The following is a 13,682-nucleotide window of genomic DNA, read 5'->3' as shown; positions in this document are numbered from 1 at the left end:
GAGTCGATTTATTAGGGTGTTAGGCGATATGTTTTTCAGCCAAAAACGTTTGGGTGAATTGCTCCACTGAGGTGGGATAGCCGAATAAAAAGCCCTGTGCGCAGCCTTGTCCCATATCGGTGACAATATCTTTTTGTCTTTGTGTTTCAATCCCTTCTGCTACAAAATTAATGCCGAGTGCTTGGGCAAGTTGCACTATGGCATGGCAGAGTCTTTGCCCTGAAATATCACTTAATCTGAGTGCAAATTCGGCATCAATTTTCACGCTATCGATAGGTAACGTCCCTAGGCGGCTGAGAGAGGATAAGCCGGTTCCAAAATCATCGATGGCAATACTGACGCCTAAATCTTTGATGCGTTTTAGGGTGTGCCGTGCCAATTCGGGTTGGCGTAGCAGTGCCGATTCGGTGATTTCTAAGATGAGTGCATTGGCGGGTAACGCCGACATTTCTAGGGCCGTGGTCACTTGGCCCACAAAATCCACATGTTCTAACTGCAGTGGCGAGACGTTGACTGAAATTCTAAAATCGGACTGATACTGGGCGCGCCACAACGCCGCCTGCTGGCAGGCTTCTTCGAGTGCCCATTGGCCTATGCCTACAATCAAGCCCGTTTCTTCTAACAGTGGTACAAATTCTGCGGCATCAAAATGTTCGGTCGGTGATTTTTGCCAGCGCAGCAGGGCCTCGGCCCCCACGGGTAGGTTTGTATGCAAATCGACTATGGCCTGATAGGCGAGTGTGAATTGTTTTAAGCTATGAGCGTGCCTTAAGTTGTTGATGAGTTTTAATTTTAACTCAGCAGCTTGGCTCATGGCCTTATCATAAAACACTAAGTGTGGCTGGCTCTTTTTGGCGCAGTACATGGCCGTATCGGCGAGGCTGATCAGTTGTCCCGCTTGGTCACTGTGGGTCGGAAACAGCGCAATCCCTATGCTAGTACCAAGGAAAAACTTTTGGCCTTCAATTTCGAAGGGGCTGTCAAATAAACTCAAAATTTGCTCTGCAAACAGTTGGATTTCATCCTTACAACTGCAATCCTGCAGCACTAAGGTGAACTCGTCGCCACCCATGCGAGCGATATCGGCCTTGTCAATGCAACCCGCCTCGAGCCTAGCTGCCACTAACTGTAGCACCCTATCCCCCATAGAATGGCCAAAGCTGTCATTGATATTCTTAAAACCATTAAGGTCTAAAAACATCAACGCCCCTAAGGAGAGGGGATCTTTCTTGAGATTTTCAAGGGCGCCATTGAGGATCTGTTTCAGATGAAACCGATTCGGTAGCCCAGTCAAAGTGTCATACATGGCACGGGTGGTGAGTTGGGTCTCCAATAGCTTTTTAGTGCTGATATCACTAAAAATATTAACGTGGAACCGTGCTCCATCATCCGTCACTATTTTTCGGCTGCTCTGCCATGCCGGGAAAGCGCTCCCATCGGAACGTCTTTTTAAGGTTTCACCTTGCCATGATCCCCTCTGTTTTAAGGCGATTTGGCACTCGGTTTCTTCCCCTACATTTAGGCTACGTGCCTCTAAAAAATCCGGTGTTTTATTAATCAGTTGTTCCGCGCTATAACCGCAGATACGGCACATGGCTTTATTTACGGCGAGAACCTTATTGTCCGCATCAGTGATATAAACCGCTTCCGCACTTTCTTCTAATGTGGTCGATAGAATTTCTTTGGGAATATGGGCAAAACCATCGGAGATGGATTCCCGAATTTGATTTCGGCGATTAAGTGCCTGTAACTCAACGAGGATCACGGGTTGTTGTTGCAGGTAGCAGCGATACAGATTGATCCTCGTTGGCAGCTCATTACCCTGTTGATTCAGGTGCAGCCAGTTAAATTCCACATGATTGCCTGCAATGGCTTCGAGGATCATTTCCCTTGCCGATTCAACGCTGTTACGGCCAGATGATTGGATCCTAGGTGAAAAATCATAGGGAGTTGCGTTCACAAAGGCATCATACTCGGTGCCAAAATACGTGAGTGTCGCGCGATTGGCGCTAATAAAACTAAAGCCTTGAATAAGGGCTAGAGGCTCTTGATGGGGATGTGTGCGCCAAAAAGATAGCCTTTCTTGCAATACGGGATCATCAGTACTGAGTTTATCGAGCAAGTTTTGCCATCTAATCATTTAGGATACTCCCTGGTGACGCAAATAAGGTCACATCCCACTTCCCTAGGTCTTTCGTTCATATCGAAATTAACCCAAATAGTACACCATTCGAGCGGGGTTAAAAATAAACCGAATCGTGGTTTCACTCAAATATAAAAATAAATAACGAAAGTTTAAGATTTATTCCTTCTGTTATTTCTAATGCAAATCATGCTGAGCAACCCTAGTTTTATAAAATTTTATGCTATGTTTGACCCATTGTTAGCCCTGATACGATCTAGGACAAGGAGCAAGGAAATGGGACATCTGTTTAAAATAGTCGCTTTTATCGCATTGTGCTTTGGTGCCATCACTCCCATTGCGAGTGCGGCAGATGCACAAAAACCGCGGTTAACCTTAGAGCAAAAGGCCGATAAGGCGCGCACAGACTCCCAACAACTAGAGCAAGCCCAATTAGAAAAGGCCCGCCAAGCCGCTAAAGAGACAAACGAGCGAGAAGAGAAAATTAAACAAAAATCATCGAAAACAACGGATTGGGAAGAAAAGCAAAAGCTGAAGGCGCAAAAACAGTTCGACGAAAGGGAAACACGTGAGCAAAAATATTTACGTGAGGCGAAAGAAGCCGCCGCAAAAGAGCGTAAAATCCCTAAACCTGAGTGATAGCCTCGGCCACTGCTCCGCCGTTTAATGGGAACTTGTTTGGCGGTTGTTTGCGTGACTACTCTTACCTCTAGGATTACCACTAGGAATTGTTGTTGAATATTTGCCCCTTATGCCACGGCGCTGACTTAGTTGTTTATCATCACGATAAAAAGCGCCGCTACCACCAATGCCAGACTTGTCAGTTGGTTAGCGTGCCTGCCGAATATTATCTTTCGGCCGAGGCTGAAAAGGCCGAATACGATAAGCATGAAAATCATCCCCATGATCTTGGCTATCAAACATTTTTAAACCGCACTCTCGAGCCGCTACTGAGTCGTGTTAGCCCATCGGCTGTGGGCCTTGACTTTGGTTGCGGCGAAGGTAAAGCACTGAGCTTGATGGCCAAGGCGCGTGGCTATCGGATTGAGAACTACGACCTTTATTACGCCAATCACCCCGAAACCTTAGCCCGCCAATACGACTTTATTACCTTAACCGAAGTGATAGAGCACGTAAGCAATGCCGCAGATTTGCTTGCCCAACTCGATAGCCTATTAAAACCCAAGGGCATTTTGGCCGTGATGACCAAGCGCGTACAAAATCAAACCGCATTTGCCAGTTGGCACTATAAAAATGACCCTACTCATATCAATTTTTACGCCGAAGCGACCTTCCAATGGCTCGCCCAGCACTATGGCTGGCGATTAGAAATCATCGATAAAGACGTCGTATTTTTTTATAAAGAAATGTATAAAGAAACCCATAAAGCGCCCTAATTTATGTGGCTAATTCGATTAAATAAATTCCCATAAATGCATATGCGAGCGCTATAGAGCAAACGGATTAACACTGCTGCTAAGTGTCAGGATGAAGGAGTAAATACAATGGACGTTAAGACCTATCTACAGGCATTGAGCGCTCTCTACGCCAACGTGAATCAAACACTCGCATTGAATCATGGTTTATCCAACTCAGCCTTAGATGAAGCTGAAAAACAATTAGGTTTTAAACTTGTTTCCCCGCTCAGGGAGCTTTGGGGATATGCCAATGGTGGCAACGAGTGGATCACGGTATTTGCCCGAAAAGACTACTTCTGCCGGTATGATTTTTTGTCATTAGCTTCGTCACTTAAATATCGTGACCGAATGAAAAAACAGGCTCAGCACTATGTGGATTACCACGAGCCAGAAGTTCGGGATCCTAAAATCCAATCCGGATGGTATCAAGAAGGTTGGTTGCCCTTCGCTCAATTTGGGGGTGGCACATTGCTCTTGATTGCGGATCATTCACCCTCGGCACTAGGCCGAATGGGGCAAGTGATCGCATACACCCATGACCCCGATATGATGGACTTTATTAGCACAGATCTAAGCCAATTGTTTGAACAATCCCTAGCGCAAATCGCGTTATATCCAGATGAATTAATTGAGGATTAAGGATAACGAAAATGAACGTTTATTACTCTATAGGCCGAGTAAACCTATGATTGAAGTTGAACTTCAGGGCAAGATGAAGTGAGGTATGATGTGAAAAGCTATCCTAAAAAAGACAGAGACCAAGCACTAAACGCATTGCAGAGACTGGCAGAAAATGACGAGCAATCAACTGAGCCTCAAGTCGTCAAACTCGCTATCCTACAGCAGCGCGTAAAAGAGAGTCGCCATCTCGCCGCTAACGAATGGATTCATCGCATCAGCTACATAGAAAATGATTTAACCCAATTAGCCATAATCCAGCGGGTGGCCTTTAATAACTTTGATGAATTTATAAACGGCCTGACATTAGCGGGGCGCTTTGGTTGTTTAACGCGATTAGTGCGGGGTGGGGATCATTCGGGGACTGATAGCCTACACATTTGGCCCCTGTTGGCGGCACTAGCCATCCATGATTTACCTACTATTACAGCCTATAAACAGCGATTTGTGCCGCCTTTTTTAACGGGACATAAGGTGACACTCTTGGCTTGTAATGCCGTATATGCCATTTTAGGTGTCACAGCCGTGACAGATAAGTTACGCCATCAACTCATAAACCTAAAAGACTCGAAATACAGCATGGCGATGCTGCGCAGCCTAGCCGCCATAATCAATCAGGATATGACCTCGTTTATCGATAATATCGCCATTATGGTGAAGTCTAATCGTCTGCAGCAGGAGTTCTCGCCACTGGAAAAATGTTACTGTGTTAACGCCCATGGTTTAGTTAATCTGTGGCGGTTCCATACGGCCAATGCACCACTCCCCCCACTTGATTTTCCCCTACCATGGCAGCATGAATTACACGGATTTTTTACCACGGGTCACGAGTCTATCGCGATTTCTTTCGATCCGTTAGCTGAGCGAGAATTAAATGATCTGCCCATTGACCAAAATACGCTGACGCTAATCCATTCATTAACTGCACATTCCCGCAGAGATTGTCATGAATAATCCAAGCATAATTAACTGGGTGGGTAGAAAACGTCTAGGGCAAGATTTAAATATGTGCTCGTAAAATCTGGAACTAGGCTTACCTAGTCTGGTTTACGCGCAGAACTCAGCTATAGATATCAACTAATTAGCCATAAAACTGCATAAAATACCGCTACCGCAAAAAAGCAAATTCCTATAGCATCATTCATACCCATTTATATGGATGTGGTAGCGGCCATATTTGATATTTAGTAAACAAGCGATTAATGCACTGTAAACAGGACAGTGCATTAATACTAAGAGATTGGGCAATATGGTGAACATGAACATGAACATGAACATGAACATGAACATGAACATGAGCATGAACATAAATATATGTGAAGCTAAAATTAAAAACGCCGCAGAAATATCAAGGTTAACTACAGAGCTTGGCTATGTTGCAGATGAAGCTATGTCCAAAGAATGGTTGAGTTATTTGTTAAACTCAGAAAATCACCACGTACTTGTAGTCTTAAGCGCTTCAAAAAATGTTGTTGGCTGGCTTGTAATAGAAAAACGAATATCTTTAGAAACTGGCTTTAAATCAGAAATTACAGGGTTGATTGTCGGTGAAAAATATCGTCGTCTTGGCTTAGGCCAAAAATTAGTATTCGCAGCGTTAAACTGGGCTAGGAATTTGGGGCTTAAAAAAGTGGTTGTTCGCTCCAACATTCAAAGAGAGAAGTCCCATGATTTCTATCATAGTATTGGTTTTTCCTTTAAGAAAACAGCCCATAATTATGAAGCAGAACTTTAGCATAATCGTGTAGCCGGAGGTATCTAGCATCCACTTCCAATGCATGCGGCTCCGCACAAGGAGGTTCATCTATGCGACTACAGGCTGAGTGTCACTGGAGGGGCGGTTTAATCGCAAAGGCAGAATGAAGCTCCTTTTTTAATCGAGAACTGCCAGCCCAATGCTTCCAAATGACTACCAATAAAAATGATCGAACTGATAATTTTAATGATAAATCAATGCGATGGTGATGTGATTTTGTCAACAAGCGATTTATGCCCTGCAAACAACGCAGGGCATAAATGCTAAGACGTTAGGTGTTTTAGTGGGGAATTTAGTTCGTGTTTAGTGCAGCGGATCACAGTTTCATGGTTGATAGCATGAAGATAGTTGTTGACTCAATTGAGTCGAAGTTTAATGAACCTTTCTTTGCCGAGTTCAAAGACATTGCGATTGAGGCAATATCTAAATACATCGCCGCAATCAAGAAATTTGAAGCATCAGGGACGAAGCATTATTTGTTTCCCAGCCAAGACAATGAGGCTGAAGAATTTATACGTTCGCACTTCTGCGAACTTGTCGACAAAATAGACGACAACAATGTGATTCAGGTCTTTGATGCGCTGCGACACTCGTTTTCGTGTTATGCGTACAATGGACTCCATCAGCTTTATACTCGCCAAGAAAATGAATGCTGGCACCCTAAAATAAAGCTTACAGAAGTCTTGTTCCCAAATGACATTGAATCACTTGATAAAGAGCTAACCCTTTATCGTGGTTGCGATATTAGTGAGATCGAGAACAATTCTTTCGGTCAGGCTTGGACCACCTCATTACAGGTAGCCAGAGACTTTGCGTACACTCACTATCAACACCAAATCTGGTTTGCAGGAAATCGTAGGATCGTTTTAGAAGCAACATGCGCGAGGGATCAAGTCCTGTTTTCAGAACAATCAATTGAGTATGAAGTAGTAGTTGATGCGAGCAAGTTGATTAATGTGCGAAAACACGCCTAATACTACAGCCGAGAGGGACAGCTTCTCCTAACTTCCACGTTATAAAACAAAGGTGATTCTTGAAATTATATAAATATCTACATCCTGATCGCATAGATGTTTTGAAGAATAGGGCTATTCGTTTTTCTCCTCCTATTGCGTTCAACGACCCGTTTGAATTCAAACCAGTTATAAGTAGTATTGCGTCTGATGAGTATGTAAATGCTTATGTGGTAGAGAACTTAGAGAGTTTAGTTGACTCCGAGTTGTCTAAAGTGCCGGAAGATGTTCTAAATTTAATCCCAAGATCTAAAGTTCAAGAGTTCGCCGTTTCATATTTTAAGAATAACCCGCTACTGTTTAGCTTCCTTATGAATAAGGCAAAAGAGCAGTTATCTACGATATTGTCTGAAAAGTCTAATGAGCTTATTGGCGTATTGAGTTTAACTGAAAAGCCAGATAATTTGCTCATGTGGTCTCACTATGCCGAATCGCATCGTGGATACTGCATAGGTTTTAACTCCAATCATTCATTTTTCAATCGAAAGCGTTCTGAAAAGGACGAGTTCTATCATTTGAGGAAAGTAAAATATTTGGCTCATCGGCCATCGAAGTCACTGGTTGATATGAATGGGACGGATATGTTTTTGCTAAAATCAAATGTCTGGGAGTACGAGCAAGAATGGAGAATGTGCGCTGTTTTACCTGACGCAGATACGACTATTAACTTTACTGCTCCTGCTGTTCATTTGTTTAATTTTCCCGCTGATGCAATAGAGGAAATAATCGTAGGGGTTAACGCAGACTCTTCGTTAACTGAAAGCATCAAAAATATTATTGACCGTACGGAATTTAGTCACGTAAAGGTTAAGCAAGCTAGTGTCTCTGAAAAGGAATTCACTTTGTGTTTTATAGATTTATAACAAATAAAGATAGGCCGCGTGTAGCCGCGACCCATTTTTATGACGCTTGGCAAGTGTTGAACAAGCCCGATGCTGGTTGTTGACACTTTATTATGCAAATGGTTGGTTGAGAATTTGAGGGTCTAAAGGTCGTATTTTGAAAGTGACTTTTGTGCAGACATGACTAGCCCTTAGCGAGCGAGCCAGTATTTTTGTAAATTTAGCGAGTCACCCAAAGTTAAAGCTGGTCTAGGGGTAAAGCTTATGCATGGCCGGAAAATGCGGGCTTTCAGATATACGCCAGAATTAACGGCATTAAGCACTGTCATGGAGGTGACCGTCCGCCCCATGGACGGGGCGGTCGAGCATCCATGGACGGGCTGGCTGCGTGTCACTGTAATGGCAGTGCTTAATCGCTGAGACAGAATTATGTTTTATAAAGAAGTAATATCGCATGTTCTTCTTCAACATAGAGCTACCAGCCCCATTCTTGATGAACAGGTATGGGATGGGTATTTTAATGTATGCCCTGATTTATTTTTCTAGTTGTTAAGATCACATTTATTTTTGTAGTCAATGGAAATTGTTAATGTTACGTTGCGTAACTTGTTTTTGAGCATACATTTTACAATACAAAAATTAATACGTTACGGAGATATCATGGGAAAGTGTTTGACTATATGTTTGGTCATGACCTTAGCGGGATGTGTATCAGTCCCTAAGTCTGTTGATGAAATTAAAGCGGCCGGAAAGGCTAAGCATTCGTTTTGTTCTGACAAAAGCCATCAAGAAACCGTTGCAATTATAGAGCAACAATTGAATCGCTGTTTTGCTCATGGAGTGCAAGAAATTGTTGGTGGAACAAGTAATACATTTATTGAGAAACTAGATACTGGAAAAAATACAGTCACACTAGCCTCGGTAGTACATGCCAACTGGAATCGCTTCTATCAAATGCGTGTTGATATCAGTGCACTCAGTACTTGTCCATCCTTTGTCGAAGCTTATGGTATGTCAGACAGTTGGTCTGATACCACTAAACTTATTCAGAGCTGGGTTAAAGGTGAAAGTATGGATAAATGCTGAGTCTGTTGAGCGACAAGTAGCTAATCTGTTTTACCTTTTTCCTAGGGCTGGCTCTACTCTACGTTGGATTCCCGCTCTACGTTGGATTCCCGCTCAGAAGCATTGCGGGAATGACGACTTATTATGGCCTCTAATGAAGCATCATTAGGATTTGGCCCTTTAACTGTGTTATTTGCCTTTATCATTAAATCTATTAACAATTCCTCTTTGTCCGTGTAGTTTAGGTAGCTTATAAAAACAACAATAGGCTATCGCTATGACTGTACCTTCAGTATCACCAGCTGTATCACTTTTTGTATCAAAACTGTCTATCTCAAAACTATCTATCTCAAAATTAGCTATCGCAAAATTAGCTATCTCAACATCCGCGATCCAAAAAACATTCGGCTTTAAATCTGCTGCAAACCAATCCCGTCTTCCCAAGACCTTGCTCGCTTCGGCTTTAGCTTTGAGCTTTATGGGCGCGGGTTTGAGTTCGGCGCAAGCGGCGACCAGTGCTATGCCGGATGCGGCTAAGTTGGCGGCGGGGGTGGAGCAAAAGGTGATCGACTGGCGCCGCGATTTACATCAACACCCTGAGTTGTCTAATCGTGAGTTTCGTACCAGCAAGATTATTGAAAAGCATCTGAAATCCTTAGGTTTAGAAGTTCAAACGGGCATTGCCCATACAGGGGTTGTCGGCATCTTAAAGGGCGGTAAACCCGGGCCATTGATTGCGATCCGCGCCGATATGGATGCACTGCCTGTAACTGAAGTGGTCGATTTGCCCTTTGCCTCAAAGGCGACCGATACCTATCGCGATCAAAAGGTGGGGGTGATGCATGCCTGTGGCCACGATACCCATGTGGCAATGTTGATGGGCGTGGCTGAAAGCCTAGCCAAAGTGAAAGACAGCCTCGCGGGCGATGTGATGTTTATCTTCCAACCCGCCGAAGAAGGTGCGCCAGAGGGGGAAGAGGGTGGCGCAGAGTTAATGCTAAAAGAAGGATTATTTGCGAAACGTAATCCTGATCAAGTGTTTGGTATGCATGTGACCTCGAGCATGCCGAGTGGCATGATTGGCCTGCGCAGTGGCCCGGCGATGGCGAGTGAAGATTCTTTTACCATCAAAGTCAAAGGTCGCCAAACCCATGGCTCGCGCCCTTGGAATGGGGTCGATCCTATCGTCGCTGCGGCGCAAATTATCACTAACGTGCAAACGATCGTCAGCCGTCAGGTGGATATCACTAAAGCGCCGGCGGTGGTGAGTTTTGGTGCGGTTAATGGTGGTATTCGCTCTAACATTATTCCCGATGAAGTCGAGCTGATTGGCACGATTCGCACCTTCGACCAGCCCATGCGCGCCGATATCAAACTGCGTTTAGCTGAAATGGCCGAGCTGTCGGCGAAAACCCTTGGCGCAACCGCGACTACTGAGATCCATCCTGGTTATCCCGTGGTGGTTAATAATCCCGAGTTAGTCGCCAGTATGCGGCCTGTGCTTGCCGGTGTTGTGGGCGATAAGATGCTGATTGAACCGGGGTTAATCACAGGTGCTGAAGACTTTTCTTATTACGCCTTAGAAACGCCGGGGATGTTTTTCTTCCTTGGGGTGACGCCAAAGGGCACTGATCCAGAAGCCGCGGCCAGCAACCATTCACCGGCATTTTATGTGGATGAAAGTGCGCTAAAAGTCGGGGTTGAGGCCATGACTAAAGTGGCTTTGACTGCACTTAATGGCCAATAAACTTAAGCTGCGTTATTCCGTCGGCTTTTCGGTATAACTTGAGCTTACAAAAAATCGGTGCGGGATAAGCATCCCGCGCTTGATTTGTTAAGCAATATGCTCTCTTATGTGAATTTTTACAGCAAGGAGCGAACAAGATGAAGCGCACGCTATCGGCTCTGGTGTTGGCCATGGGACTTTTTAATCCCCTAAGCCAAGCACAGGCCACCACGGCAGAAGACATTAAGAGTTTCACGCTAGAAAATGGCATGAAAATCATGGTGCTAGAAGATGCCTCAATTCCCAATGCCAATATGTATCTCTTTTGGAAAGTGGGTTCCCGTAACGAAGTCCCCGGTATTACCGGTATTTCGCACTTTTTCGAACATATGATGTTTAACGGTTCGAAAAAGTACGGCCCAAAAATGTTCGACCGCACTATGGAGGCCGCAGGTGGCGCGAACAATGCCTATACCACTGAAGACATGACGGTTTATACCGATTGGTTCCCCGCCAATGCGCTCGAAACTATGTTCGACCTCGAGGCCGACCGTATCGCTAACTTAGATATCAATCCCGAAATGGTGGAAAGCGAGCGTGGCGTAGTGCAGTCGGAGCGCTCCACTGGCTTAGAAAACTCTAATTGGAATGCCCTCGAAGGCGAAATCAAAGGTGTGGCCTTTTTAGCCCATCCTTATTCTTGGTCGGTGATCGGTCACGAGTCGGATATCGCCGCTTGGTCGTTGGAAGATTTAGTTCAGTACCATAAAACCTATTACGCACCGAACAATGCCGTGGTCGTGATTGCCGGTGATGTGAAGCTTGCCCAAGTAAAAGCCTTGGCAGACAAGTATTTTGCGCCGATCCCAGCGCAAACGCCGCCTAAAGCAATCCGTACCGTTGAGCCTGAGCAAAAGGGTGAGCGCCGTACCTTTGTGCAAAAGGCTTCGGTCAGCACACCTAATGTGATGTTGGCGTACCATATTCCGGCGGCGACCCACGCGGATTTTTATGCGCTGGATTTATTAAGCTCGATTTTAAGCCAAGGTAATAGCTCGCGTTTATATCAATCATTGGTTGATAAACAAGTGGCGCTAGAAGCGCAAACCTATATGCCTATGTCGGTCGATCCTAACCTTTTCTATGTGATGGGCGTTGCCACACCTGAGGTGAAAGCCTCGACGTTGGAGCGCGCGTTGATTGAGCAAATCGATGCGATTGCGACGAGTGGCGTGACCCAGCAAGAATTGGATAAAGTCAAAAATATCAAGTTGATGGATTTTTATCGTGCGATGGAAACCATAAATGGCAAGGCCAACACCATAGGCACCTATGAGATGTATTTTGGCAGTTACGACAAGCTATTTAATGCGCCAGAAGCCTATAACAAGGTGACGAGCGCAGATATTCAACGAGTTGCCCAAACCTATTTACGTAAATCGAATCGCACTGTGGCTGTGCTGGCGGCAACCGAGGAGTCCTCTCAATGAAATCGATGGCAATGAAATCAACCGCAGCGAAATCAACAGTAGTGAAATCAGCTGCAATGAAATCACTTATGGCGGTATCACTCGGAAAACCGTCTAAGTTAATGGCTGCATTAGCATTAGGCACAAGTTTAGTTTTTGCGGGCTGCGCGTCAACTTCGGCGCCCAAACGTGTTGAGACTGGCAGCTTTGTGATGCCAAGTTACGACAAGTTTGTGTTAGATAACGGTTTAACTCTGTACTTAATGCCCCAGCGCGAAGTGCCGTTAATTACCTTAAATGCCGTGGTACGTGCCGGCGCAGTCAATGACACTACCGCAGGCGTGGCGCAGATGACGGCTGCAGGTTTGCTCCTCGGTGCGGGTGGTAAATCTAAGGCGGATATCGAGCAGCAAGTGGATTTTCTCGGCGCAAGTTTAGGTGCCGAAGCCGATAAAGAAGGCAGTTATCTTGCCGCCGATTTTATGGCGAAAGATACCGATGTGATGCTGGGTTTATTTAGCGCCGCTATGTTAACCCCAGACTTTGATGCCGCCGAGTTTGATAAACTCAAGCAACGCTCGATTGCAGGGCTGCAGCAAGATAAAGAAAGCCCACGGGCGGTGATTGGTCGTTACTTCGATAAGCTGGTATTTGGTGCCCATCCTTATGGTAATGCGGCTTCGGGTAACAGCGATTCGCTTGAACAGGTGACTGTGTCGCAACTGCGCGCTTTCCATAAGAGTTACTACCAACCGGCCAATACGGCTATTACCGTTGTAGGTGATTTTGATGTCGCGGCGATGAAGGCCAAGTTGACGCAAACCTTTGGTAGTTGGCAGGGCAGCGAAAAGTTAGTGCAGCCTGACTTAAACCAAGGTTTACCTCAGTTGACCGAGGCCAAAGTCCTGCTGGTGGATAAACCCGATGCCATCGAGACCACCTTTGTTATCGGCGGTTTAGGCATTAGTCGTGACAATCCAGACTATGTCGGTTTAACAGTAGTGAACACTATTTTAGGTGGTCGTTTTACCTCTTGGCTGAACGACGAGCTGCGGGTAAACGCGGGCTTAACCTATGGCGCACGCTCAGGTTTTAGCCCTTATACCGACTCGGGTGTGTTCACTATCAGCACTTTCACTAAGACGGAAACCACCCAAGAGGCGATAGATCTAGCCTTAAAAACCTATGCTCGTTTATGGGAGAAAGGCGTAGATCAAACCACTTTAGATTCGGCTAAAGCCTATGTGAAGGGTCAGTTCCCACCTAAGTTTGAAACCTCAGGCCAATTGGCGGGATTATTGTCTGGCATGTATCTGTACGGCTTCGATGATAAGTTTATCAATGAGTTCCAGGCAAAAGTGGATGGCTTAACCTTAGAAGAAACCCAAAGGTTAGTGAAAACTTACTTCCCGCAGAAGGACTTGCAATTTGTGCTGATTGGCAATGCGAGCAAGGTTGCGCCAATCGCCGCTAAGTATGGCAAAGTGCAAACCGTCGATATTAAAGCGACGGGATTTGGCCTGTAACTATTGTTATTGATCCAATTAAAAAGGTCTGCATAGTGCAGACCTT

Annotated in this window: 13 protein-coding genes; 11 read left to right on the top strand and 2 right to left on the bottom strand. The window is 45.1% G+C overall.

Annotation, left to right across the window (positions count from 1 at the left end):
* Positions 1 to 19 precede the first annotated feature (19 nt).
* Positions 20 to 2,140, bottom strand: coding sequence for a putative bifunctional diguanylate cyclase/phosphodiesterase (locus JFT56_RS18555; RefSeq protein WP_198781434.1), 2,121 nt, complete (start codon positions 2,138 to 2,140; stop codon positions 20 to 22).
* A gap of 279 nt (positions 2,141 to 2,419) precedes the next feature.
* Here JFT56_RS18555 and JFT56_RS18550 point away from each other — a divergent pair, with 279 nt between their 5' ends.
* From JFT56_RS18550 to JFT56_RS18515, 8 genes are all read left to right on the top strand, one after another.
* Positions 2,420 to 2,782, top strand: a complete 363-nt coding sequence (locus JFT56_RS18550; protein WP_198781433.1) for a hypothetical protein — start codon at positions 2,420 to 2,422, stop codon at positions 2,780 to 2,782.
* Between the two features lie 95 nt (positions 2,783 to 2,877).
* Positions 2,878 to 3,540: a class I SAM-dependent methyltransferase gene (locus JFT56_RS18545; protein WP_198781432.1), complete on the top strand. Its 663-nt coding sequence runs from the start codon at positions 2,878 to 2,880 to the stop codon at positions 3,538 to 3,540.
* A gap of 108 nt (positions 3,541 to 3,648) precedes the next feature.
* The gene (locus JFT56_RS18540; RefSeq protein WP_198781431.1) at positions 3,649 to 4,200 is read left to right on the top strand and encodes an SMI1/KNR4 family protein; all 552 of its coding nucleotides are present in this window, start codon (positions 3,649 to 3,651) and stop codon (positions 4,198 to 4,200) included.
* Positions 4,201 to 4,290: 90 nt separating this feature from the next.
* Positions 4,291 to 5,193 carry a hypothetical protein gene (locus JFT56_RS18535; RefSeq protein ID WP_198781430.1) on the top strand — a complete coding sequence of 301 codons (903 nt, stop codon included), beginning with the start codon at positions 4,291 to 4,293 and terminating at the stop codon, positions 5,191 to 5,193.
* A 346-nt stretch (positions 5,194 to 5,539) separates the two neighbouring features.
* Positions 5,540 to 5,974, top strand: a complete 435-nt coding sequence (locus JFT56_RS18530; protein ID WP_198781429.1) for a GNAT family N-acetyltransferase — start codon at positions 5,540 to 5,542, stop codon at positions 5,972 to 5,974.
* Between the two features lie 359 nt (positions 5,975 to 6,333).
* Positions 6,334 to 6,969, top strand: a complete 636-nt coding sequence (locus JFT56_RS18525; RefSeq protein ID WP_198781428.1) for a hypothetical protein — start codon at positions 6,334 to 6,336, stop codon at positions 6,967 to 6,969.
* Positions 6,970 to 7,028: 59 nt separating this feature from the next.
* Positions 7,029 to 7,871, top strand: a complete 843-nt coding sequence (locus JFT56_RS18520; RefSeq protein WP_233095544.1) for a DUF2971 domain-containing protein — start codon at positions 7,029 to 7,031, stop codon at positions 7,869 to 7,871.
* Between the two features lie 555 nt (positions 7,872 to 8,426).
* Complete coding sequence (locus tag JFT56_RS18515; RefSeq protein ID WP_198781427.1) at positions 8,427 to 8,936, top strand: hypothetical protein; 510 nt, start codon at positions 8,427 to 8,429, stop codon at positions 8,934 to 8,936.
* Between the two features lie 168 nt (positions 8,937 to 9,104).
* On the opposite strand, the gene JFT56_RS18510 is transcribed toward JFT56_RS18515, so the two are convergent.
* Positions 9,105 to 9,359, bottom strand: coding sequence for a hypothetical protein (locus JFT56_RS18510; protein WP_198783660.1), 255 nt, complete (start codon positions 9,357 to 9,359; stop codon positions 9,105 to 9,107).
* A 34-nt stretch (positions 9,360 to 9,393) separates the two neighbouring features.
* Between JFT56_RS18510 and JFT56_RS18505 the strand changes: the two genes are divergently transcribed.
* The 3 genes from JFT56_RS18505 to JFT56_RS18495 all read left to right on the top strand — a co-directional run bounded on the left by JFT56_RS18505 (position 9,394) and on the right by JFT56_RS18495 (position 13,636).
* Entirely contained in the window at positions 9,394 to 10,662 is a 1,269-nt protein-coding gene (locus tag JFT56_RS18505; protein WP_420136006.1) for an amidohydrolase, read from the top strand.
* Between the two features lie 137 nt (positions 10,663 to 10,799).
* On the top strand, positions 10,800 to 12,131 hold the full coding sequence (locus JFT56_RS18500) for a M16 family metallopeptidase (protein WP_198781426.1): 1,332 nt from the start codon (positions 10,800 to 10,802) through the stop codon (positions 12,129 to 12,131).
* A gap of 11 nt (positions 12,132 to 12,142) precedes the next feature.
* Entirely contained in the window at positions 12,143 to 13,636 is a 1,494-nt protein-coding gene (locus tag JFT56_RS18495) for a M16 family metallopeptidase (RefSeq protein WP_198783641.1), read from the top strand.
* Positions 13,637 to 13,682: the final 46 nt, after the last annotated feature.

Source organism: Shewanella putrefaciens (genome assembly GCF_016406305.1).
Classification (GTDB): domain Bacteria; phylum Pseudomonadota; class Gammaproteobacteria; order Enterobacterales; family Shewanellaceae; genus Shewanella; species Shewanella putrefaciens_C.
The sequence above is the reverse complement of the archived record's forward strand: the minus strand, read 5'-3'. Positions and strand labels throughout refer to the sequence as shown.